Below are 24508 nucleotides of genomic sequence, written 5' to 3' on the forward strand. Positions count from 1 at the left end.
TCCTTAATTCAGTAAAAAACTGATACCAACCGCGGTCAGTAGCAGAGCAAATAAGCGTTTAAGTAGTAGTGGTGACAGTTTATGTGCCAGTTTGGCACCAAAACGAGCAAAAAATACTGATGTAATAGCGATACCTAGCAATGCGGGCAAGTAAACAAAGCCTAGGCTCCACTCAGGTAAGAGCTTGTCATTCCAACCTGTGATAATAAAAACAATGGCGCCTGCTAGGGCAATTGGAAAGCCACAGGCGGCAGATGTTGCTACAGCTTTTTGCATGGCAATACTGCGCCACACCAAAAATGGTACGGTAATAGATCCGCCACCAATACCGAAAATCGCCGAAGCCCATCCAATGATACTGCCTGCAGCAATCAGTTCAGGTTTTTTCGGTGTTGGCTGTGTGCCTTTAGGGGTTAAATTTAAAGCCAATTGAATGGCAATAATGATGGCAAAGGCGCCGATAATTTTTTGTAGGATAGGACCTTGAATCAATGCGGCGGTCAATCCACCAATAGCCGCCCCAGCGAGAATGCCTGGGGTGAGCCAGCGAAATAAATCCCATTGTACTGCACCGCGACGATGGTGTTCACGGATGGAATTAATGGATGTAAAGCTGATGGTTGCCAAGGAAGTGCCTACAGCTAAATGGGTGAGTATTTCTGGTGCAAAACCTTGAGCGCTAAAACTAAATACCAAAACTGGCACAATAATCAGTCCACCCCCTACACCAAATAAGCCAGCCAAGACGCCAGCGGCAGCGCCGAGCAATAAGTAGAGAAGAAATTCCATTGGGGTGTCCTTGTCAGTTGTTGATGCTAGTCGAAAATAAGGCTACAGCAGATGGGTTGTAGTCACTTGGAAAGTTATAGCGATCTTTGCATGTAGACTGCGGGCACGCCATAAGATTTGAGTGCACGCTTTTGTTGTTGATTGGTCAACAGTTGAGGTTTAAAACCTATGCGTTGCCAAAAAGATGCTGAGTTTTGCATTGAGACTAAGCTGCATTGTTGCAGACTAGCTTGACGGGCCATGCTCAGTTTATGCTTTACCAGGTCTGGTCCGACTCCGCGCTTGCGCGTGTAGGGCGCAACGGCGAAGTTGTGTAAGTATAAACAGTCACTGTGATCAGGCGAGTTAAACGTATCATCGAGTGCAGTAATAGCGCCAATTTGTGGGCGGTAACTGAATAAATAGCCACAGATGCCGTATTGATCTTTGGCAACGATGGCCAAATTAGATGCCTGTTTGAGGCGCTGTGCAATCACTGTGAGACTTTCTTGTAAGTTGTCATCGTAGGCCTTGCGTTGGATGTCTAACTCTTCAGGTAGATCACAAGGTTGCATAGTGCTTAATGTATACATAGCTATCATAATAAACAAAAGGCTTATTCTAGAGTGGATTCATGACGTTGTCAGTGATAATAGCCTCCTGTGTCGGCTGCTGAGACCTTTGTTGAAATAAGCTGTTTAGTAATGCTGTTCTTCTGACTCTTCAGCGACCTCACTGAGTGGACAGTCTTGCATCTGTTCTTGCACGTGACTTTCCTCTACGCGAGGGTCAAGTGCTGCGGCAAGAGGGGAGCTGCTAATACCGTCAGGCATTGATATATGTTGCAAAGGTGCTTCATCACTGACGCAAATAGCTTCAGTTTCAGATTCAGATTGTGGGTGACGCACTCGTAAGACAATCAGGAGTGCAAGAATACTGATTGAGGCGTAGAGCATACCTGGGCCATAGTGTTTCATGATGGCACCAATCACAAGTGGACTGATACTGGCGCCAATGCCGAAGGTGGTCAGTAAGACCGCTGTAAGCGAGACCCGTTTTTCGGCTTCCACATTGTCGTTTGCGAAGGCAACGGCTAAAGGGTATAGGCTAAAGAACAATACAGCGCTCAGGCCACTGCCAATAAAAATCAGCAGAATGGGTAAGTCAATCAAAATGGCTTGAGGTAGAGCCACTATCATGAGTGTTCCACTGATAAAACGAATGAGGGTTGGACGGTCAATACGGTCAGATAGCCAGCCTAATGGGGCTTGGATGAGTAAGCTTGCTACAATGCAGACACCCATAAACAGACCGATCATCTGCGTCGGCAAACCGATACGGCTAGCGTATAAAGGCGCTAAACCATAGAAGGCTCCGACCATAGCACCTGCAATTAAACTGGTGATCATAGAGGAAGGAACACGCTGAAAGAAATAACGTGGCTCCAAGGGGGCTGGATGCAAAGGGTCAGGGTGGATGCGACGAGTGAGGGCAACTGGGACTAAACACAGCGCAAAGCACAAGCCAACCAGTAATAGCAAGGTGATACTTAGCTCAGGGATGGCAACAAGTACCAGTTGGCCCAAAACTGAGCCCAAGTAGGACGCCATCATATAGCCGGAAAATACTACGCCGCGCTCTTCTGAGGTGCTTTGCTCGTTGAGCCAGCTTTCTAGCACCATATACATGGTCATCATGCCAAGACCAACGAGGACTCGTAATCCCAACCATGCGGGCAGGTTTTCAGTTAGACCATGAACTAAAACTGCACCGGTCACAATGCCGGCGCTAGCTACGTAAGCACGAATATGGCCCACTCGTGCGATTAAGCGGTGACCGATTTTTCCACCTAAGACCAGGCCTAGATAGAAACCAGTCATCAGTGCACCGACCCAAATACCGTCAGCTCGCTCAGCAACATGCAGGGCCAAATAAGTACTTAATAAACCAGAGCCCAGTAACATCAATAATGTAGCGAAATATAGGGACTTAAATGATTTCCAAACGGACATGCGGCTACCAACTTCAAGAGTGAAACTGCGAACGGTGTATGCTTTATAACTATCAGCTTTTCATAGGAAATCCTAGGGTGCTGATGAAGTCCAAGAATGTTTAGATTGGCACATTGAGCCAGAGGTTGCACATTTGTCTAACGGGTCAGTCGTTGACCGAGCTGTTCTGTGGGTAAGCCACACTGAGCATAGGTTTGATAACTGCGGGTTTGCACTGGTGCTTGTGAGAAATAAAGAGTCATCATGGGTGCATTATCTAGCTGATGCTGTGTGCCACAACTGTTGTGGAGGTCTTGCCCCTGAGTGCGCAGTCTTCACATGAAGCACTGTTAAGTCGCGCACGATACAAGGATAAATCTAAGCCTTCAATCATTGTTTGCGCCTTGTATAAATCAGTTACATATTCAGTATCAGTATGTATGAGTAAATAGCTTGATCTGCTAGTTGCACACATATTAATAAGCGATTCATTCAAGAGCATAGTGTTTTTTGTCAGTCTGCGATATGTACTCATAAACTCAAGGCACAGGTAAAGCACTGGGGCTATATAGTCAGACACTGTTAAGGATCTTGATTGCACACGTCAAGCGCCGTATGCCATGAAACAAGAGCTGTTTGAGCTGGTGGCAGTTGAGCTTCGTTGCTTCACTCTATTGGGCTTAAGGACTTAAGGAACAGTTGAGTAGGTCTGCAGGCATGGTTGAGGTAGCATCTCACGTACGGCCAGTTTCAATGAAGATGCCCGTGGCCGCTGGTACTTTAACGTGGTGGTGGATGTGGAGGTCGAGCCAAGCAAAGGCCAAGACCGTATCGGTATTGACCTTGGTTTGACCGACACTGCCACCTGCTCGGATGGCGCAAAACTGGAAGCGGGTTGCTTCTATCGTGGCCTTGAGGAAAAACTGGCCATAGCACAGCGGGCTAGAAATAAAACCCAAGTCAAAACCCTTCACGCCAAGATTGCTAACCGTAGATAAGACGCATTGCACAAGTTCAGTCGTAATCTAGTCAACCGCTGCGGTGAAATCTATGTGGGCAATGTCAGTAGCTTAAAACTCGTTAAAACCACGATGGCCAAGTCAGTGTTAGATGCTGGCTGGGGTCAATTAAAAACAATGCTGGACTATAAATGCGCTCACGCAGGCATTGTTTTTAAGGCAATTGACGAGGCATACACCACCCAAACCTGTTCGAGTCGCGGCAGCTTGCCCGAATCGAGGCCGAAAGGTATCGCAGGACTTGGAATAAGAGAATGGACGTGCAGCGGGTGTGGTGTCACCCACGATCGCAATATCAACGCGGCACAAAACATTCTTGCGGCCGGGCATGGTCGTCTAGCAGTAGGAATCCCCCGTTCTTTAGGTTGGGGGAGGATGTCAAGAGTTGCTTTCGCGATTTTAGATTCAATATGTTTATTTGGAGTAGTGCGACATAGACTGCTAGCTACAGCACCTTAATCCTTGGCATATTAAGAATCTGTATAACCGTGATGAATGTCCGCTGCGGGAATGCCCTTGATTGAGGTATACTCCTAGACTTTCTGCCCATCTTTTAATAGTGGATATATAACGTGACCCAGACAACCGCCGCCGTGCGTACCTTTCAAGATCTGATCCTCGCCTTGCAGAGCTTTTGGGCTGAGCAAGGCTGTGTGGTACTGCAACCTTATGATATGGAAGTGGGCGCTGGCACCTTCCATACTGCAACTTTCTTACGTGCTCTAGGTCCTGAAACCTGGAACGCTGCTTATGTACAACCGTCCCGCCGTCCAACTGACGGCCGCTATGGTGATAACCCCAATCGCTTGCAACATTATTATCAGTTCCAAGTGGTGCTCAAACCCAACCCAGATAATATTCAAGAACTCTATTTAGAGTCTTTGCGTCGTATTGGTATCGATCCTTTGGTACATGATGTGCGCTTTGTTGAAGATAACTGGGAGTCTCCGACCCTTGGTGCTTGGGGGCTGGGCTGGGAAATTTGGCTCAATGGTATGGAAGTGACTCAGTTCACTTACTTCCAACAGGTGGGAGGCATTGAGTGTTATCCCGTTACTGGTGAGATCACTTATGGCCTTGAGCGTTTAGCCATGTACATTCAGGGTGTAGATTCTGTTTATGACTTGATTTGGACTGACGGTCCATTTGGTCAGGTTACGTACGGTGATGTGTTTCATCAGAATGAAGTGGAGCAGTCCACTTATAATTTTGAACACGCTAATGTTGAAAAACTATTTGAGCAGTTTGAGTTTTATGAAAGTGAAGCCAGCCGTTTATGTTTGCTCAACTTACCTTTACCAAGCTATGAAATGGTTTTAAAAGCCTCGCATATCTTTAATCTGTTAGATGCCCGTCGTGCAATTTCTGTGACTGAACGTCAGCGTTATATTTTACGCGTTCGTACATTAGCGCGTGCAGTGGCGCAAAGTTATTTAGAGGCACGTGCCAAGTTAGGCTTCCCGATGGCACCGGATGCATTACGTGATGAAGTATTGGCAAAGTTGGAGATTGAAGAATGAGTGCACGTGACTTTTTAGTAGAGCTGGGCACTGAAGAACTGCCTCCTAAAGCCTTGAAAACCTTAGCCAGTGCCTTTCGTGATGGCATTACTCAAGGTTTAAAAGATGCAGGCCTTACCCATGCTGATGTGCAGGTGTATGCTGCGCCACGCCGTTTAGCGGTTTTGGTTGAACAATTGATTGAAGGTCAAGCAGATCGCACTCAAGTGATTGATGGTCCGCCAGTGCAAGTGGCATTTGATGAAGAGGGTGAGCCGACTAAGGCTGGCCTAGGTTTTGCTCGTAAATGTGGCGTGGATATAAGCGAAGTAGATCGCAGTGGTGCTAAGTTACGCTATGAACAGCATATTACTGGCCAAGCAACTACGGTCTTGTTGCCAAGCATTGTAGAGAATGCTTTAAATGCCTTGCCCATCCCTAAACGTATGCGTTGGGGAGCGCGTAAAGAAGAGTTTGTTCGCCCAACGCAATGGTTGGTCATGCTCTTTGGTGAAGAGGTTGTTGAGTGTACGATTCTCGCGCAAACCGCAGGTCGTGCTTCATATGGTCACCGCTTTCATCACAATGCAGAAGTGGTATTGAATCAGCCAAGTGATTACCTTGAGGCCTTGCGCAAAGCTTATGTGATTGCGGATTTCAACGAACGTCGAGCGTTAATTAAACAGCGTGTTGATGAGCTTGCGCAAGAGCAACAGGGTACAGCGATTGTACCGGAGTCCTTGTTGGATGAAGTCACCGCTTTGGTTGAGTGGCCAGTACCTTTAGTTTGCTCCTTTGAAGAACACTTCCTTGATGTGCCGCAGGAAGCTTTAATTATTACGATGCAAGATAATCAGAAATACTTCTGCTTGCTCGATAGTCATGGCGCTTTATTGCCGCGCTTTATCACCGTTTCGAACATTGAAAGTAAAGATCCGCAGCAAGTGATCTCGGGTAACGAAAAGGTTGTGCGTCCGCGCTTAACGGATGCTGAGTTTTTCTATTTGCAAGACCAAAAGCAGCCTTTGTCTGCTTTTAATGAGCGTTTAGAAAATGTGGTATTCCAAGCGCAGTTGGGTAGTGTATATGACAAGGCGGTACGCGTTTCTAAGCTCGCTGCGTTTATTGCTGGGAAAATCGGTGGTAACCCACAGCATGCTGAACGTGCGGGGTTATTGTCTAAGTGCGATTTGGCCACTGAAATGGTCGGCGAGTTCCCAGAAATGCAAGGAATTGCCGGTTACTACTATGCGAAAAATGACAACGAAGCTGGTGATATTGCCTTAGCGCTAAATGAGCAATATATGCCACGCGGGGCCGGTGCTGAATTGCCAACTAGTTTAACTGGTGCTGCGGTTGCAGTAGCAGATAAACTCGACACTTTAGTGGGGATTTTTGGTATCGGTATGTTGCCTACGGGGAGTAAAGACCCCTATGCTTTGCGCCGTGCAGCTCTAGGTGTGTTGCGCATTCTGATTGAAAAGCAACTGGATGTGGATATCTCTGAGCTAGTGGCTATGACCATTGCTCAGTATGGCGATAAAGTTCAGCGCGAAGGGTTGGCGGAACAGGTACAGGAATTTATCTTTGATCGCTTGCGTGCTCGCTATGAAGATGCTGGGGTTGATGTGGCTGTTTACCAAGCGGTACGCGCATTGCATCCAATGTCGCCACTTGACTTTGATCAGCGCGTGCAAGCAGTACAAGCCTTCCGTGCTTTACCTGAAGCCCAAGCATTAGCGGCGGTGAATAAACGCGTATCCAATTTGTTGGGTAAAAATAACACAGCTCAAGCTACAGAGGTGCAGGCACGTTATTTTGATAGCCCTGCTGAGTTTGCTCTATATGCTGCATTAAAACAGGCACAGCAAGCAGTTGCGCCCTTGGCTGAAAGTCGTCAGTACAGTCAAACCTTAGCCCGCTTGGCTAGCTTACATGAGCCGGTTGATGCGTTCTTTACTGATGTTTTAGTTAATGTTGAAGAAGCTGAAATCCGTGCCAATCGTTTAGCTATGCTGGCGCATTTGCGCAGTTTATTCTTAGGTGTAGCAGATATCTCTGTACTGGATTAAGTGTGGCAGTAAACTGTGTGGGTGGGCTTAAGGTTGCACCCACATGGCTTAAGGAAAACCCATGAAACTGATTATTCTTGATCGTGATGGCGTAATTAATTACGACTCAGACAATTATATTAAAAGCGTGGACGAATGGATTGCTTTGCCTGGTGCTTTGGAAGCGATTGCGCGTTTAAGTCGTGCAGGGTGGGTTGTCACGGTGGCCACTAATCAGTCAGGTTTGGCTCGTGGTTATTATGATGTGCCTACTTTAGAGGGTATGCACCAAGTTTTACGTGATGCAGTGCAGCAGTACGGTGGGCATCTGGGGTTAATCACTTACTGTCCTCATGGTCCCGACGATGGATGTAGTTGTCGTAAGCCACGGCCTGGATTGTTGCAACAAATTGCCGAGCATTATCACACGTCGCTTGATGGGGTGTGGTTTGTTGGCGATAGTTTGCGTGATTTACAGGCTGCTGTGGCCATCAATGCTCAACCAGTTTTGGTGGGTACAGGGAAAGGTGGGCAAACACGAACGCAAGAGCTGCCCGAACACACCTTGGTATTTGCTGATTTAGCAGCGGTTGCAGATTATCTATTGAATTAAAGGTTAGCAATATGGGCGTTTTATACGGATTAAGAACGGCAGTATTTTATATCCTGCTCAGTTTAAGCGCCCTTGTTTGGAGCGTGGTGAGCTTGTTGGCTGCTCCCTTTTTATCTTTTCCAGCGCGTTACCGATTTATTACTGTAAATTGGTGTGGTTTTGCTGTGTTCTTGGCAAAGCATCTGCTGAATATAGAATATCGGGTAACTGGTATAGAAAATATACCGAGCGAGCGCTGTGTGATATTAGCTAAACATCAAAGTACTTGGGAAACTTTTTTCTTATCAGCCTACTTTCAACCTTTAAGTCAGGTGTTGAAGAAGGAGCTGTTCCGAGTCCCGTTTTTTGGCTGGACTATGGCTTTGGTTAAACCTATTGCCATTGATCGCAGTAATCCTAAGCAAGCATTGAAGCAGCTAGCTAAGCAAGGTGCAGAACGTTTGCAAGAAAATTGTTGGCTCTTAATTTTCCCTGAAGGTACGCGTGTCCCCATGGGTAAAATTGGTAAGTTTTCTCGCGGTGGTGCTTCGTTAGCAGTGAATGCTGGGTTACCTGTACTACCAATTGCTCATAATGCCGGAGCATTTTGGCCCAAACAAGGTTGGAGTAAGAGGCCTGGCGTGATCGACGTGGTGATTGGCCCTGCTATGTATGCTGAGGGTGAAGGTTCAAAAGCTATTGCTGAACTGAATCAACGAGCTTTTGAGTGGGTGGCACACACTCAGTTTGAGATTGGAGCGTTGGATGAGCAGGTATTTGCTGAAATTAAAGAAAAAGCGGCTAAATAGCACCGAAGATGTTTGAAGTGCTACATGTGGGACAACATCCTCGATGGAAATAAGCCTGATTCATTCAGGCTTATTTTTGACTGCATTAATTGTGTCTGCAATTATTGGTGGCAGCGTCGACTTGAAAATTAATGGCAACCACCTGCAATGTTGCAGTTAAGCCGTCAGCTGATTCAGCATAGTCGGTACGCAATGCATTAAGGGTATCTAAATCGGATTGGGTATATTTAACTCCACGACGATTTACGGTAATAGCTTACTCAAAGTCTTCCTTGATCAGTTTGAGTCATGAAGGAAGGAAACTGTATATCCGTCATTGTGCTATTTCTCTTTTTTGTGCTGCTTTCTAATCAAAGCGCGTTGCGCTTACGGAGGCAAAGTTAAGAATCCTGTGACAGCTGCAGTGTATAGCGCAGTACTTTAATGCGGTTTCTTAACTTAACTCAAGAAAGAGCTTAATAGGATGAGTAAGGCGTGTGCTCCGGATTGATTTCACCCGGGACTTCTTCTGGATCAACATCATTGAGCAATAGCATTTCTTTAACGATTTCAATATGTTCCAACACCACTTTATAGTGATCACCGTATTCGTACTTGGTGACTTCGATAGCGTTTGGCATATAGCTAAATGCAATTTTAAGCGCCTGTAAGGCGTCAGGGCTTAGTTTTTCGCTCATTTTAAACTCCAATACAATATGTGCTGTGTGGGGCTTGGCTGAGTTTCAATCCACAGCTATAAATCGATAGTTACTTGACTACAGCTCAGTCTAAAGTGACCGAGCTGTAACTTATGTTAAGTACCATGCTAGCAAAATCCATTCTATCGCGCAGGGCCGTTTCAGCTGTTGGGTGCTTTCACTGTTTGCCTGTATCCTGTGTGTTATCCCGTTGTTTTATTGAGGTAAATTATTCGCATGTCTCAGGCTCCTTTAGTTTTGGTTGACGGTTCATCTTATTTATACCGAGCGTTTCACGCGCTACCTCCATTGATGACTTCTACAGGTATGCCAACCGGCGCTGTTAAAGGAGTGCTCAATATGTTGCGCAGTTTGCAAAAGCAGTATCCAGACAGCGTAATTACTGTCATTTTTGATGCAAAAGGGCCTACATTTCGTGATGAGTTGTTTACTGAATATAAGGCTCAGCGACCACCGATGCCTGATGATTTGCGGGTACAGATTGAACCCTTGCACGAATGTGTAAAAGCCATGGGATTTCCATTTTTATGCGTTGAGGGGGTGGAAGCTGACGACGTAATTGGTACTTTGTCGCAAAGTAGCACTTTGGCTGAGCGCGCAGTGGTGATTTCTACGGGCGATAAAGATATGGCGCAGCTAGTCAATGGTCATGTCAGCTTGGTTAATACTATGTACAACACCAAGTTGGATTGTGAAGGTGTAGTGGAGAAGTTTGGTATTGCTCCAGAGTTGATTATCGATTACTTAGCATTAATGGGTGATAAGGCTGACAATATTCCAGGTGTTCCTGGTGTGGGTGAAAAAACAGCGTTGGGTTTGTTGGTCGGTTTGGGCGATATGGATTCGATTTATAACAATATTGATCAGGTTGCTACCTTGCCGATCCGTGGTGCGAAAACTTTAGGTAAAAAGTTACTTGAACATCGTGATGTGGCTTACTTATCACGCCAATTGGCCACCATTAAAACCGATGTTGAGTTGGATCTAAACATTGATGAGTTGCAGATGCAGGCGCCGCAAGACGATATTTTATTGGATTGGTATCAGCGTTTAGAGTTTAAAAGCTGGCAAGATGAAGTGCGTCGACGCATGGCTAAGTCAGGTGATGCTCAGGTAGCGACAGGTGCTGAAACGTCGGGGGATGCGGCTGAGAACAGTTCTGAAATAGCAGTTGTTGAAGCACATCAAACAACCTTTCAAACCATTGTGTGCGAAGCAGATTTCGCTACTTGGGTAGAGCGTTTAAGTACTGCTGAGTTGTTTGCCTTTGATACGGAAACCACCAGTATCGATGCACAACAAGCACAGTTAGTGGGGATTTCTTTTGCAGTAAAAGAAGGTGAGGCCGCTTATGTGCCACTCGCTCACAGTTATATGGGTGTACCACAGCAGTTGGATGAAAAGAAAGTTTTAGATGCATTGCGGCCGCTGTTGGAAAATCCGGAGGTGGCGAAAGTTTGCCAAAATGGTAAGTATGATATCAATGTTTTGGCTCGTTACGGCATTACAGTGCAAGGCGTGCAGTTTGACACTATGTTGGAGTCTTATGCTCTGAACTCAACGGTGACACGTCATGATATGGACAACTTAGCGTCCCGTTATTTGGATCGCAGTACCATTAAATTTGAAGACGTGGCAGGTAAAGGGGCTAAGCAGCTGACCTTTGATCAAATTGATTTAAACATAGCAGGTCCTTATGCGGCAGAAGATGCGGAGATCACCCTTTGTTTGCATAACTGCTTGTTGCAAGAGTTGCAGAAGGTACCAGCATTGCTAGATGTGTTTAACACGATAGAGATGCCACTGATGCCTGTACTGGCTCGCATTGAGCGTTATGGTGCCTTAGTTGATGCGCATTTACTGGGGCAGCAAAGTTTAGAGATTACAGAAAAGCTAGTAGAGCTGGAGCGCCAGACATTTGCGCTTGCGGGTGAGGAATTTAATTTAGCCTCGCCTAAACAGCTGGGTGTAATTTTGTATGAAAAGCTCGGCTTGCCTGTATTGGCCAAGACTGCTAAAGGGCAGCCTAGTACGGCAGAGGCGGTGTTGTCTGAGCTGGCTGAACAAGGCCATGAGTTGCCCGTCTTACTGATGGAATATCGCAGCTTAAGTAAATTGAAAAGCACTTATACCGATCGATTGCCGGAGCAAATTAATCCATTAACTGGGCGTATCCATACTAATTACCATCAGGCTGTCACGGCCACAGGGCGGTTGTCGTCAAGTAATCCAAATTTGCAGAATATTCCTATTCGTACGGCAGAAGGACGTCGTATTCGTCAAGCTTTTGTCGCGCCTAAGGGCTATAAATTATTGGCAGCGGACTATTCGCAAATTGAGCTACGGATTATGGCGCATTTAGCTCAAGATCCAGGCTTGTTGGATGCATTTCGTAATGATCGAGATGTGCATAAGGCAACTGCATCAGAAGTATTTGGGGTGGAGTTGGACTCGGTCACTAGTGATCAACGGCGCAATGCTAAAGCAATTAACTTCGGTTTGATTTACGGTATGAGTGCCCATGGCTTAGCCAAGCAAATTGGTTGTGAGCGTAGTGAGGCGCAAATGTACATGGATCGATACTTCAGCCGTTATCCAGGGGTATTGGATTACATGGAGCGTACCCGTGAGCAAGCCCGTGAGCAAGGCTATGTAGAAACGATATTTGGTCGACGTTTATATTTGCCAGAGATTAAAGCAAAGAATGCCAATATTCGAAAGGCAGCCGAACGTACTGCTATTAATGCTCCGATGCAGGGAAGTGCAGCTGATATTATTAAACGCGCTATGATTATGGTGGACCAATGGTTAGCTGAGTCTAAACTTGATGCACGGGTAATTTTGCAAGTACATGATGAGTTGGTTTTAGAGGTACGTGAAGATCAGGTGGAAGAGTTACGTAAGGGACTTTTACCGTTGATGAGTGCCGGTGCTGCTTTAGCTGTGCCTCTGATTGTGGAAGCTGGGGTTGGCGATAACTGGGATGAAGCACATTAAAATTTTTTAAACACATTGGGAACTATCTGTATTGAGGGGCGGTCAGAGTATTTGAATAGCTCATGTAGCTATTGTTGCACTCCTTGATGTGTTTATGTTGGCAGATATCTGGATCTTTTCCCCTAAAGATCTGGATTTACACTCCGAGTCTCTCCCCCTTAAGAGATTCGGAGTTTTTTTTGCTTGCAACATACGATAAAAAATACATTGTAAATTTCTCTCTGCTTTTTTTAAATTAATCATGTAGTATTTATCTGTATGCACTACATGGCCTAATGGCCGTTCTATTTGAGGCTTTCTAAGCAGAGTGAGGCAAAAATGACTGAACGCGTTCAAGTCGGTGGCTTGCAGGTCGCCAAAGTTCTATATGACTTCGTAAATACCCAAGCTATTCCAGGCACAGGCCTGACTTCAGAGCAGTTCTGGGAAGGTGCAACGCAAGTTCTAAAAGACCTTGCACCGAAAAACCGTGCCCTGCTAGATAAGCGTGATGCCTTACAAGCGCAAATAGATGAGTGGCACCTTGCACGTAAGGGCCAGGCTCATGATGCAGTTGCTTATAAAGCTTTTCTGCAAGAAATTGGATACTTGCTGCCAGAAGCAGCAGATTTTCAAGCCAGCACACAAAATGTTGATGATGAAATTGCGCGTATGGCGGGACCACAGTTAGTGGTACCTGTAACTAACGCACGTTTTGCTCTTAACGCCGCTAATGCGCGTTGGGGGTCTCTGTATGACGCATTGTATGGCACTGATGTGATCAGTGAAGAAGGCGGTGCAGAGAAGGGCAAGGCATATAATAAAGTGCGTGGCGATAAAGTGATTGCTTATGCACGTAATTTTTTAGATAAGGCCGCACCTTTATCTGCAGGCTCACATGCTGATGCAACAGGCTATCGTATTGAAGACGGTAAACTGGTTGTGAGCTTAAAAGGTGGCAGCAACACAGGTTTGCACAATGATGCACAGCTTGTAGGTTACAAGGGAGATGTAACAGCACCGAGTGTTGTTTTATTGAAGAACAATGGCTTGCACTTTGAAATTCAAATTGATCCAAAGAGTGCAATTGGTGCAACTGATGCAGCAGGCATTAAAGATGTAGTGGTGGAGGCTGCTATCACTACCATTATGGATTGTGAAGACTCCATCGCTGCAGTGGATGCTGAAGACAAAACTTTAGTTTATAAAAACTGGTTGGGTCTGATGAAGGGTGACTTAGCTGAAACAGTGACCAAAGGTGATAAAACCTTTACTCGTACCATGAATCCTGATCGTGAGTATACTGCGCTTGATGGTAGCGAACTGACCTTGCCAGGCCGTTCAATGCTGTTTGTGCGTAACGTTGGTCATTTGATGACGAACCCTGCGATTCTAGATGAGAAAGGCAATGAACTGCCGGAAGGCATTATGGATGCCTTGTTTACTAGTTTAATTGCTATCCATGATCTGAAGGGCAATACCACTCGTAAAAACACTCGCACGGGTAGCATGTATATCGTTAAACCGAAAATGCACGGTCCAGAAGAGGTTGAGTTTGCTAACGAGTTATTTGCACGTACTGAAGATGTTCTAGGTCTAGAGCGCAATACGCTGAAAATGGGCATCATGGATGAAGAGCGTCGTACTACCGTAAACTTGAAGGCGTGTATTGCTGCAGCAAAAGAGCGTGTAGTATTTATTAATACTGGTTTTTTAGACCGCACGGGGGATGAGATTCATACTTCTATGGAAGCGGGGCCAGTAGTACGTAAAACTGCAATGCGCGGTGAGAAATGGATTGCAGCCTATGAAGATTGGAACGTTGATGTAGGTTTAGCTACAGGTCTGTCTGGAATTGCACAGATTGGTAAAGGAATGTGGGCTATGCCTGACTTGATGGCGAGCATGGTTGAGCAAAAAATTGCGCACCCGAAAGCCGGAGCCAATACCGCTTGGGTTCCATCTCCAACCGCAGCGACTTTGCACGCACTGCACTACCATGAGGTTGATGTATTTGCTCGTCAAGAAGAGTTGAAGCAGCGTGAGTGTGCGTCTCTTGATGATATTCTGACTATTCCTTTAGCGCCAAGCACGGATTGGACACCTGAAGAAATTCAGAATGAATTGGATAATAACTCGCAAGGTATCCTAGGGTATGTTGTTCGTTGGGTTGAGCAGAGTGTAGGTTGTTCTAAAGTACCTGACATCAATGATGTAGGTTTAATGGAAGACCGTGCAACTTTACGTATTTCCAGTCAGCACATGGCGAACTGGTTGCGTCACGGTATTGTGACGGAAGAGCAGATTGTTGAAACGATGAAGCGCATGGCTGTAATTGTGGACCGTCAGAACGAAGGTGATCCATTGTATCGCAACATGGCTCCGAATTTTGATGACAGTATTGCCTTCCAAGCATCATTGGAGTTAGTACTTCAAGGGCGCGAGCAGCCAAACGGTTACACTGAGCCCGTATTACACCGTCGTCGTCGCGAATTTAAGGCCAAGTATGGTAGCAATGTATAAGTGCGATTCGTGACAATAAAAAACCGCCTTCGGGCGGTTTTTTATTGTCTGCAAGTTAACCCCTGTTCAGTTGCCGCTAAGCCTGTAAAATAGACAGGATTAATAAAAATAATACGCCATCGGGTTGAGTTAGCAGTCTGCAAGGGCCTGTTAGCTTATGTCTACATAAGACTTATAACTATAAAACCTTAGCATGGCCTAATTGATTAGGAGTGCGTTTCATGAGCAGAAGTGAGGCCTTTGCAAAAACAGGGCGCACCGCTGTGCAACAAAATATTCAGGGCACCTTGGAGTTTCTGCAAAAATATCCACCTTTTAACCAGATGGATTTAGCTCATCTAAGTTTTCTTGTTGAAAACTGTCAGCTGCGATTTTATGCAGAGGGCGACAGTATCATCAGTCCAGAAGATGGTCCAGTTGAGTATTTTTACATTGTTAAGCAGGGCAGTGTGCACGGTGAACGCCGTAAAGGCCAAGATGCAAGCCAAGAGACCACCTTTGAAATATCCACAGGTGAATGCTTCCCTATAGCTGCATTATTAGGCGAGCGTGCTACCCGTACTTCACACTTTGCTGCTACAGATACTTTTTGCCTGTTGTTAGATAAAGCATCTTTTGTAAAGCTTTTTGCTAAATGTGAAGTATTCCGCGACTTTTCCGTACGTGGTATCAGTAGTCTATTGGATCAAGCCAATCAGCAAGTGCAAAGCCGTGCAGCAGAGACCTTGGGTTCGCAATACTCCATGGAAACTTTGCTAGCTGATTTATCAATGAGGCAGCCGATCACTTGTCTTGGCGATTTGCCCCTTCATAAAGCAGTGCAGTTAATGCATGAGCAACAAATTGGTAGCTTAGTGATTACGGATGAGGGTTTACGTCCGCAAGGGATTTTTACTTTGCGCGATTTACGCCGGGTAATTGCCGATGCGAATGCAGATTTGCGTCAACCTATTAGTGAGTTGATGACCCTTAACCCTTTCCACCTGCCACCACAAGCCACTGCTTTTGATGCCGCGCTTGCCATGACTGAACGTCATATTGCTCATGTGTGCCTAGTAGAAGATGGGCGTTTGGTAGGTGTTGTTTCAGAGCGTGATTTATTTTCTTTGCAGCGTGTCGATTTGGTGCATCTTGCGCGAGCTGTACGTAATGCTGATTCAGTTGAAAAGTTGGTGCAGTTACGTGATGAAATTCGTTCCTTGGTAGACCGTATGATAGCTCATGGTGCCAGCCCGGAGCAGGTAACACGTTTAATTACTATGCTCAATGACCACACAGTTGTGCGTGTCGTTGAGCTTTGCATGGAAGAGCATGGTGATCCTGGAGTGGACTTTACCTGGCTTGTTTTTGGTAGTGAAGGGCGTAAAGAGCAAACCTTATACACGGATCAAGATAATGGGATTTTATTTGAAGCCAGCAGCCAAGAGGAAGCCAATGCCATACGGCAGAAGTTGTTACCACTGGCTCGCGACATTAATTTAGCCCTAGATGAGTGTGGGTTTACCTTGTGTAAGGGCAATATTATGGCTGGTAATGCGGAGCTGTGCTTATCACGTCAAGAGTGGTCGCGCCGATTCTCTAAGATGATTCGCGAGGCTACGCCAGAAAACTTATTGTACTCAACGATTTTCTTTGATTTGCGCGCCATTATGGGGCCAGTTGAAGGTTGTCAAACACTGCGCAGAGAGTTGCTCTCGATGATCCGTGGTAACGATATGTTTCAACGAATGATGGCGCAAAGTGCTCTACAAAACAGGCCGCCATTAGGTGGCTTATTCCGTGACTTTGCTTTGGATAAAAAAGGTTTAGAGAAGGATACTATTGACCTTAAAATAAAGGGATTAGCACCTTTTGTTGATGGTATTCGTGTTTTAGCATTAAGTCATGGCATCGAGAGTAGTAACACCTTAGAACGGATTCGTCAGCTGGTGAGCAAAGGTGTAATTGAGCGTCTAGACGGTGATGCTTATGCTGAGGCTTACCACTTTATTCAGTTGATTCGAATGCAACAGCATCAGCAGCAAGCGCGCAATGAACTGGCTTACAGTAACCGTATTTACCCTGATGAGCTGAATCACTTAGATCGTCGGATTTTGCGCGAGTCTTTTCGGCAAGCTCAGCGCTTACAGTCCAGTTTGACTTTTAGGTATCAACTGTGAGTTTTTTTAAATGGTTCCGTAAAGCGCCTAAGCTACGTGAAAAAGATGCTTTGCGTTTAGCTGCTTTAGCTGAGCCTGCAGTCTATGCAGAGTCATTGCAGCATCAGCGTTTTGTTGTGGTCGATTTAGAAACCAGTGGGCTGAACACCTTAAAAGATAAGATACTCTCCATTGGTGCCGTTACTATTGCTGATGGTGGGATTGCGCTAGGTGATCAGTTTGGCTGCACTTTGCGGCGAGCTAACCATGCGGTTAGCGAAAGTGTACTTATCCACCAGATTCCACCCAGTGAGGTGGCCGCGGGTATGCGTCCAGCAAAAGCACTCCTGGACTTTATGGAGTATGTAGGGGGGAGTCCCTTAGTTGCTTTTCATGCCAGCTTTGATCAGCGCATGTTGATACGAGAATTAGATGATGCTTTTTCTTATCACTTGCGCCATAAGTTTTTTGATGTGGCAGAAATCGCTCCTATGCTTTACCCAGAACATAGTATGCGTAATCCAGGGCTAGATGATTGGGTAGATTTTTTTGGACTGCAAGTTTTGCAGCGTCACAATGCCAGTGCTGACGCTATGGTGACGGCGGAGTTGATGCTGATATTGTTAAAGCGTGCTGAACAGCAAGGTATTAACGACCTAGGAGAGCTTGAAGTGCGTGTACAAAATTGGCGTAGACGGACACAGAATGCCTTATAGGCTGCATGTTAGGTTTCACTTCAGTGCCGGGCCGACACTGAAGTGAGTGAGTTTATCAAGCTTGAGAAAGGTAGTGATCCATATATTCGTCAAAGCTGCATTTATCGTGTTGTTCAAGTTGTGTTTGTGCACGGTGTGATTGTTCAGCCAATGCTTCATAGTGCGCCACTTTTTGTGCATCAAGCGGTGGATGACTTAAGGTTTGGGCATGTTGCAAGCTTTGTTTTAACGAAAACTGGCTAAAACTACATTGCTGCTCACGCATGTGAGCTAAAACCTGTGCTGAGGGAGTGAGATCAGGATTATTCATCTTATCGATCTGTTTGCGCAGGGCTTCACTATGCTCGGTGGTTGCGTAGGCCTGATCAAGCAGCAGCGCTGTGGCTCGCATTTGCTCAAGTAATTCATGCCCCCAGTCTTGCATGGTAATCTGTTTACCATTGCATTCTAGCTGCAGTTTAGGTTTGCGACCTTGTTTTACGACGTTTAAGAAATTTTTCGTAGCAGCAGGACATTCGCTGTCACTCAATAAGGGGCTGTCTTGTAGCGCACAGTACAATAAGAATGTATCTAAAAAGCGGGCTTGAGATAAATCAATGCCTAAAGGCAAGAATGGGTTGATATCAATGCAGCGTGCTTCTACATATTGAATACCGCGAGCAATCAATGCGTCTACTGGGCGTTCGTCAGCTAAAGTGACGCGCTTAGGACGCATAGTTGAATAGTATTCATTTTCAATCTGTAAAATATTGGTGTTAATTTGCAGCCACTCATCTCCTTTTTTTTGACCGATTGCTTGGTAAGCAGGGTAGGGTGTACTTACTGCGCAGCGTAAGCTATCAGTGTAACTTTGGAGATCGTTGTAGCACGGCGTAATTCCGGCTTGGGCATTGCTTTGATAGCCCAGATCGCTCATGCGTAAGCTCGTGGCGTAAGGGAGGTACAGTGTATCTTCATCAAAGACCTCTAGCTGATGTTCACGGCCGCGTAAAAAACTGATATCTAATGCCGGTGAGGCACCAAAGAGATACATTAATAACCAACTGTAACGACGAAAGTTGCGGATCAAGGCAATATAACGTGCAGACTGGTAATCAATTGTTGAGCGTTGATCTTGCTCATCGTTTTTGAGCAGCGTCCAAATTGATTCAGGAACGGAGAAATTGTAATGAATACCGGCAATGCACTGCATGGTTTTACCATAACGCACGGCTAAGCCTTTACGGTATACGTGCTTTAATTGACCTACATTTGAAGTGCCGTATTCACCGATAGGAATCAGCTCTTCTTTGGGTAGGTGGCCGGGCATAGAAGGGCTCCATAGCACTTCCTGATCAATGTGTGTAAGAGTAAAACGGTGGATATCATCAAGTTCAGCTAAGGTTTGTGCTGAGTCGTGATGAGGCTCGGTAATAAACTCTAATAAAGCTTCAGAATAGTCTGTGGTAATGCTGCTGTGGGTTAAGGCAGAGCCAAGAGCTTTAGGGTGTGGGGTTAGGGCTAGGCGGCCATTGCGCTCAACCCTTAAGCTCTCACGCTCAATGCCATGCAGGCAATGCTTGAGCTGGGCTAAAGCTTCGGGCTGGCTGAGCAGCGCCAGACGACGAGAATATGTATCGCTCAAGTGAAATTCCTCAATAGTGCATTACGCCAATATGGGGGCGTCGATCGGTGAGTACAAGGCGCATGCTGAAATTTAGTTGAGCATGCGCTTTTTTATCTGTAGATGGAGTGGTTTTATCCGTTACTTTTTCTTTAGTTTTTTTGCATTGGCAAAGAGCGCAGCCATGGCACCGTTACTTGCTGCAGGTTTGTCTTGTTTGGTATGACGTTCACTGTGAGGCGTATTGCGTGTACGTTGTTCGCGGGTTGGTGCTTTTGGTTTTTCGCCAGGCACATCACTCATGCGCATGGATAAAGCAATGCGCGCCCGTGGAATGTCCACATCCATCACTTTAACTTTAACAATATCGCCAGCTTTGACCACTTGGTAAGGGTCTTTAACAAAATTTTCGGACATCGCTGAAATATGTACTAAGCCATCTTGGTGTACGCCAATATCAACAAAGGCACCAAAATTTGTGACGTTAGTAATGACACCCTCTAAGCTCATGCCCAGTTTCAAGTCTTTTAAGCTTTCTACGCCTTCTTGGAAGGCAGCGGTTTTAAATTCTGGACGAGGGTCGCGCCCAGGTTTATCCAACTCTTGCAAAATATCTGTGACGGTTGGGAGGCCGTATGTTTCATCGGTAAATTGTTTTGGATCCAGTTGCCTTAAAAAAGCGGAGTCGCCTATCAATGAGCGAATATCGCGCTGAGTGTCCTGTGCGATACGGGTGACCACAGGATAGCTTTCAGGGTGTACACCGGAACCGTCCAAAGGGTTTTCACCGTTCATGACGCGTAGAAAACCAGCGGCAAGTTCAAAGGTCTTTTCGCCCAGGCGTGGTACCTTCTTAAGCGCAGTTCGGTTGGCGAACGCGCCGTTTTCATCACGGTAAGCAACAATATTTTTGGCTAGGGTGGTATTTAAACCTGAGATGCGTGCTAAGAGCGCCGAAGAGGCTGTGTTGACGTCCACACCAACGGCGTTCACACAGTCCTCTACTACGGCATCCAAAGAACGGGCTAACTGGGCCTGTGAAACATCGTGTTGGTATTGACCAACGCCAATGGCTTTAGGGTCGATTTTTACCAATTCGGCCAGAGGGTCTTGTAAACGGCGGGCAATGGAGACAGCACCACGTAAAGATACATCTAAATCAGGGAACTCTTGAGCTGCTAGCTCTGAGGCTGAATACACCGAAGCACCAGCTTCGCTGACCATGACTTTGTTCATTTTAAGCTCAGGTAAAAGCTTGACCAACTCGATTGCTAGGCGATCAGATTCACGGCTACCTGTACCGTTACCGATAGCAATCAACTCAACTTGATGCTTTTTGCATAGTTGAGCCAAGGTGGTAAGGGTTTCGTCCCATTTGTTGTGTGGAGCATGAGGATAAACGGTAGCGGTGTCCAACACTTTACCTGTGGCATCAACCACAGCAATTTTGCAGCCTGTACGTAAGCCCGGATCAATGCCAAGGGTGCAACGTGGACCGGCCGGTGCAGCCAACAACAAATCATTGAGGTTGCGCGCAAAAACATGAATAGCTTCGCTTTCTGCCGCTTCGCGTAATTGGCCGAAGAGGTCAGTTTCTAAGTGACTCGAGAGTTTTATGCGCCAAGTCCAACGTACGACTTCCGCTAGCCAAGGGTCCGCAGGGCGATCGTGATTTTTGATATCAAAATGCTCAGCAATTACAAATTCACAAGGGTGCATGCGGTTAGGTGTAGCATCACCTAGGGTGAGACTCACATTCAAAAAGCCTTCGTTGCGGCCCCGAAAAATCGCTAATGCACGGTGCGATGGTACAGCATTGAAAGGTTCGTCATGTTCAAAGTAGTCAGTGAATTTGGCTGCTTCTGTTTCTTTGCCTGCGATCACTCGAGCACTTAATAATGCATCTTGCTGCAGCATGCTGCGTAAGCGTTGTAATAAAGTAGCATCCTCAGCAAAGCGCTCCATTAAAATATATTTTGCACCTTCTAACACCGCCTTTTCATCAGCAAAACCGGATTCAGTATCAATAAAGCGTGTGGCTTCTGTGTGTGGGTCGTAGCTGGGGTCGTTAAATAATAAGTCTGCTAGCTCACCTAAACCTGCTTCTAGGGCGATTTGGCCTTTAGTGCGACGCTTCTTTTTGTAGGGTAGATAGAGGTCTTCCAAGCGGGTTTTGGTATCAGCTTGAATAATGGCTTGCTGGAGCTCAGGTGTTAATTTACCTTGCTCTTCAATAGATGAAAGTATAGATGTACGGCGTTCATCCAATTCGCGTAAATAGCGTAAGCGTTCTTCTAAATTACGTAGTTGTGTGTCATCTAAACTGCCGGTGACCTCTTTACGATAGCGCGCAATAAAAGGCACTGTAGCGCCTTCATCGAGTAAGGCAATGGTGGCGGATACTTGCTGGGGGCGAACACCGAGTTCGGTGGCGATACGAGAACTAATGCTATCCATTGGGCTACCTGAGTCAGTTAAAGAGGCAGGCAAGACCTGCAGTAAACAGCCGATTATAGGGGAAATTACACAGCAAACCAGTGCTGTCACCACTAAGAAAGATTTGCTAACAATGCCTAGCGCGCATGAATGCTAGGATTGCGGCATACTAACGGACATATATATTCATTGAATAGGTAGAAAAGCATGAGCGTATCTGAAGGAGAGAAAATCCTTGTTGTTGACGATGATGAGCGCTTACGTCGTTTGCTTGAGCGTTTTTTAACTGAGCAAGGTTACCGTGTTCGCAGTGTAGAAAATGCTGAGCAAATGGATCGCATGCTGGCACGTGAACTGTTTAATTTAGTTGTGTTGGATTTAATGATGCCCGGCGAGGATGGTTTATCAGTGTGCCGTCGCTTGCGCGAAGGGAACAATCAAGTGCCTATTATTATGTTGACAGCTAAAGGTGATGAGGCCAGTCGAATTCAAGGTTTGGAGTTGGGTGCTGATGATTATTTATCTAAGCCATTTAACCCACGTGAGCTGTTGGCGCGAATTAAGGCAGTCTTACGCCGACAAACGGCTAATGTGCCCGGAGCTCCGGGGAGTGAAGAGTCTAGCGTCAGTTTCGGTGAGTATAGTTTGTCGCTAGCGACCCGTGAGCTGCGTAAAGGTGATCAAGTGCACATGCTGACCACTGGCGAATTTGCGGTATTAAAAGCCTTGGTGGAGCACCCACGTGAACCGCTAACCCGAGATAAGTTAATGAACTTAGCACGAGGGCGTGAGTGGGATGCTTTAGAGCGCTCTATTGATGTGCAAGTGTCACGTTTGCGGCGCATGATTGAGCCAGACCCATCGAAACCCCGCTATATTCAGACTGTTTGGGGTGTAGGTTATGTATTCGTACCTGATGGTAAGAAATGAAAACCTCCCCTTTGTATCCACAAAGCTTCTTTGCACGCACTTTATGGATGGTGTTACTGGCAGTGCTTTTTTCTAAAGCACTGACTTTGATTTACTTGATGCTCAATGAAGATGTGCTCGTTGATCAGCAGTACAGTCATGGTGCTGCTTTAACGTTACGTGCATATTGGGCTTCTCCCGAGGCTGAGCGACCGGCTATTGCCCAAGCAGCAGGTTTACAGCGGGTTCATGAGTCAGAAGTACCTCTAGGGGAAAAACACTGGCCTTACAGTGAGATTTTCAGCGAACAAATGCGAGCAGAATTGGGTGCCGATACTCGGGTGCGCATTCGAGCAAAAAATCCCCCCTCATTGTGGGTTTACGCACCCAGTTTAGGTCCAGATTGGATTCGTGTGCCGCTGTACCCACACCCTTTACGCGGGCAGCGAGTATGGAATTTAGTGGCTTGGTTTTTAGGAATTGGACTGTTATCCACTGGTGCTGCTTGGATCTTTGTTAGCCAACTTAGTGCGCCATTGAAGCGTTTGGTGATTGCTGCGCGTTTATTTGGACAAGGGCGTAGTGTGCGTTTGCCAGTGGATGTGGACACTGCCAGTGAAATGGCAGAGGTGTACCGAGCTTTTAACCAAATGGCCGATGATGTTGAGCAAGCAGGGCGTGAGCGAGAGTTGATGCTTGCTGGGGTATCTCATGACTTGCGTACGCCGCTGACACGTTTACGTTTATCACTGGAATTTCTCGACACTGATAGCGAACTTACGGCTGATATGGTGCGTGATATTGAGGATATGAATGCGATTTTAGATCAGTTTTTAGCCTTTATCCGTGACGGCAGTGATGAGCCGATGGAGAATTGTGATCTCAATGAATTGATTACTGCTGTGGTTGCCCCATATAACCACCAAGGGCATGACATTCGAGTGTGTCTAGAGCAGATTCCTTCGTTACCTTTGCGGCGTGTTTCTATTAAACGTTTGTTGGTGAATTTGTTAGAGAATGCTTTACGCTATGGCGGTGAAGGTATTGAAGTTGCCGCTTCAGTAATGCGTGAGGGGCCAACACCTCATGTCATGATCAGTGTGCTGGATCGTGGTGAAGGGCTCGATCCAGAGGATTTACAGCGTATTTTTAATCCATTTATCCGTGGCGATCAGGCTCGAGGTGGTCAAGGTGCTGGTCTTGGGCTTGCTATTGTGCGGCGTATTGCTGCTCAGCACGGTGGCAAGGTTGAGTTGCATAATAGGGCTGGAGGTGGTTTAGAGGCTCGTGTGCAACTACCTATGGCGGCACCTCACAGGTGAGCTGCAGAACAGGATAAAGGTAAAAGTAAGTTATGACAGAAGAAAAAGTTCGGCTAGATAAGTGGTTATGGGCAGCGCGCTTTTTTAAAACTCGCGCCTTGGCTAAAGATGCGATTACTGGTGGTAAGGTGCATTGCCGCGGAGAACGCTGTAAGCCATCAAAAGAGCCGAGAATTGGCGAAGAGTTAATGATTCGTGTGGGGTATGACACCCGTACTGTCGTGGTTGAGCAGCTGAGCTCAGTGCGCCGTGGTGCGCCGCAAGCACAGATGCTGTATCGCGAAACGGCAGAGAGTATTGCTGCGCGTGAAGAGGCTGCCGCATTACGTAAGGCAGGGGCATTAGGGATTCAGACTGAAGGCCGGCCCAGTAAGAAGCAACGCCGCCAAATTCATCGTTTCCGAGAGCAGTAAGCGAGTGGCTATCGCGCTAGGCTGTATTTAAATCAGTTCATTTTT

20 protein-coding genes are annotated in these 24508 nt (G+C 46.3%); 13 read left to right on the plus strand and 7 right to left on the minus strand.

The genetic code is table 11. From position 1 onward, the window contains the following. Positions 1-3: 3 nt before the first annotated feature. From TOI97_RS02410 to TOI97_RS02420, 3 genes are all read right to left on the minus strand, one after another. Positions 4-789: a sulfite exporter TauE/SafE family protein gene (locus tag TOI97_RS02410; protein WP_321552538.1), complete on the minus strand. Its 786-nt coding sequence runs from the start codon at positions 787-789 to the stop codon at positions 4-6. Positions 790-863: 74 nt separating this feature from the next. Beyond that, positions 864-1361 carry a GNAT family N-acetyltransferase gene (locus TOI97_RS02415; RefSeq protein ID WP_321552539.1) on the minus strand — a complete coding sequence of 166 codons (498 nt, stop codon included), beginning with the start codon at positions 1359-1361 and terminating at the stop codon, positions 864-866. 105 nt (positions 1362-1466) lie between these two features. Then, complete coding sequence (locus tag TOI97_RS02420; protein ID WP_321552540.1) at positions 1467-2780, minus strand: MFS transporter; 1314 nt, start codon at positions 2778-2780, stop codon at positions 1467-1469. Positions 2781-3556: 776 nt separating this feature from the next. Here TOI97_RS02420 and TOI97_RS02425 point away from each other — a divergent pair. The 6 genes from TOI97_RS02425 (at position 3557) to TOI97_RS02450 (ending at position 8729) form a co-directional block, all read left to right on the plus strand. Then, entirely contained in the window at positions 3557-3757 is a 201-nt protein-coding gene (locus TOI97_RS02425; protein WP_321552541.1) for a hypothetical protein, read from the plus strand. Positions 3758-3763: 6 nt separating this feature from the next. Next, the gene (locus TOI97_RS02430; protein WP_321552542.1) at positions 3764-4237 is read left to right on the plus strand and encodes an RNA-guided endonuclease InsQ/TnpB family protein; all 474 of its coding nucleotides are present in this window, start codon (positions 3764-3766) and stop codon (positions 4235-4237) included. A 113-nt stretch (positions 4238-4350) separates the two neighbouring features. Further along, complete coding sequence (gene glyQ, locus TOI97_RS02435) at positions 4351-5298, plus strand: glycine--tRNA ligase subunit alpha (protein ID WP_321552543.1); 948 nt, start codon at positions 4351-4353, stop codon at positions 5296-5298. After that, a complete protein-coding gene (glyS, locus tag TOI97_RS02440) occupies positions 5295-7349 on the plus strand; it encodes a glycine--tRNA ligase subunit beta (protein WP_321552544.1) in 2055 nt (684 codons plus the stop codon). Before glyQ ends, glyS begins: the two co-directional genes overlap by 4 nt. Before the next feature lie 61 nt (positions 7350-7410). Beyond that, a complete protein-coding gene (gmhB, locus tag TOI97_RS02445) occupies positions 7411-7941 on the plus strand; it encodes a D-glycero-beta-D-manno-heptose 1,7-bisphosphate 7-phosphatase (RefSeq protein WP_321552545.1) in 531 nt (176 codons plus the stop codon). An 11-nt stretch (positions 7942-7952) separates the two neighbouring features. Next, positions 7953-8729 (plus strand): lysophospholipid acyltransferase family protein, encoded by a 777-nt coding sequence (locus TOI97_RS02450; RefSeq protein WP_321552546.1) that lies wholly within the window; start codon positions 7953-7955, stop codon positions 8727-8729. Between the two features lie 85 nt (positions 8730-8814). Here TOI97_RS02450 and TOI97_RS13295 read toward each other — a convergent pair whose 3' ends face one another. Both TOI97_RS13295 and TOI97_RS02455 read right to left on the minus strand, forming a co-directional pair. After that, a complete protein-coding gene (locus TOI97_RS13295) occupies positions 8815-8982 on the minus strand; it encodes a hexameric tyrosine-coordinated heme protein (RefSeq protein WP_407651306.1) in 168 nt (55 codons plus the stop codon). 202 nt (positions 8983-9184) lie between these two features. Next, positions 9185-9406, minus strand: coding sequence for a penicillin-binding protein (locus tag TOI97_RS02455; RefSeq protein ID WP_321552547.1), 222 nt, complete (start codon positions 9404-9406; stop codon positions 9185-9187). A 237-nt stretch (positions 9407-9643) separates the two neighbouring features. On the opposite strand from TOI97_RS02455, the gene polA reads away from it, so the two are divergent. The 4 genes from polA to TOI97_RS02475 all read left to right on the plus strand — a co-directional run bounded on the left by polA (position 9644) and on the right by TOI97_RS02475 (position 17780). After that, positions 9644-12424 carry a DNA polymerase I gene (gene polA, locus TOI97_RS02460; RefSeq protein WP_321552548.1) on the plus strand — a complete coding sequence of 927 codons (2781 nt, stop codon included), beginning with the start codon at positions 9644-9646 and terminating at the stop codon, positions 12422-12424. A gap of 318 nt (positions 12425-12742) precedes the next feature. After that, a complete protein-coding gene (locus TOI97_RS02465) occupies positions 12743-14926 on the plus strand; it encodes a malate synthase G (protein WP_321552549.1) in 2184 nt (727 codons plus the stop codon). 221 nt (positions 14927-15147) lie between these two features. Then, positions 15148-17085: a putative nucleotidyltransferase substrate binding domain-containing protein gene (locus TOI97_RS02470; protein ID WP_321552550.1), complete on the plus strand. Its 1938-nt coding sequence runs from the start codon at positions 15148-15150 to the stop codon at positions 17083-17085. Next, positions 17082-17780 carry a 3'-5' exonuclease gene (locus TOI97_RS02475; RefSeq protein ID WP_321552551.1) on the plus strand — a complete coding sequence of 233 codons (699 nt, stop codon included), beginning with the start codon at positions 17082-17084 and terminating at the stop codon, positions 17778-17780. Before TOI97_RS02470 ends, TOI97_RS02475 begins: the two co-directional genes overlap by 4 nt. 55 nt (positions 17781-17835) lie before the next feature. Here the strand turns inward: TOI97_RS02475 and gshA are convergent, their stop codons facing one another. Both gshA and TOI97_RS02485 read right to left on the minus strand, forming a co-directional pair. Next, the gene (gshA, locus tag TOI97_RS02480; RefSeq protein ID WP_321552552.1) at positions 17836-19404 is read right to left on the minus strand and encodes a glutamate--cysteine ligase; all 1569 of its coding nucleotides are present in this window, start codon (positions 19402-19404) and stop codon (positions 17836-17838) included. 120 nt (positions 19405-19524) lie between these two features. Beyond that, positions 19525-21840 (minus strand): Tex family protein, encoded by a 2316-nt coding sequence (locus TOI97_RS02485; RefSeq protein ID WP_321552553.1) that lies wholly within the window; start codon positions 21838-21840, stop codon positions 19525-19527. Positions 21841-22026: 186 nt separating this feature from the next. On the opposite strand from TOI97_RS02485, the gene ompR reads away from it, so the two are divergent. The 3 genes from ompR to TOI97_RS02500 are packed head-to-tail and all read left to right on the plus strand — an operon-like array spanning position 22027 to position 24463. Further along, positions 22027-22749, plus strand: coding sequence for an osmolarity response regulator transcription factor OmpR (gene ompR, locus TOI97_RS02490; protein ID WP_321552554.1), 723 nt, complete (start codon positions 22027-22029; stop codon positions 22747-22749). Then, the gene (locus tag TOI97_RS02495) at positions 22746-24050 is read left to right on the plus strand and encodes an ATP-binding protein (protein ID WP_321552555.1); all 1305 of its coding nucleotides are present in this window, start codon (positions 22746-22748) and stop codon (positions 24048-24050) included. Before ompR ends, TOI97_RS02495 begins: the two co-directional genes overlap by 4 nt. A 32-nt stretch (positions 24051-24082) precedes the next feature. Next, positions 24083-24463 (plus strand): RNA-binding S4 domain-containing protein, encoded by a 381-nt coding sequence (locus tag TOI97_RS02500; protein WP_321552556.1) that lies wholly within the window; start codon positions 24083-24085, stop codon positions 24461-24463. Positions 24464-24508 lie beyond the last annotated feature (45 nt).

Origin of the sequence: Denitrificimonas halotolerans (assembly GCF_034259425.1) — a bacterium.
Taxonomy (GTDB): domain Bacteria; phylum Pseudomonadota; class Gammaproteobacteria; order Pseudomonadales; family Pseudomonadaceae; genus Denitrificimonas; species Denitrificimonas halotolerans.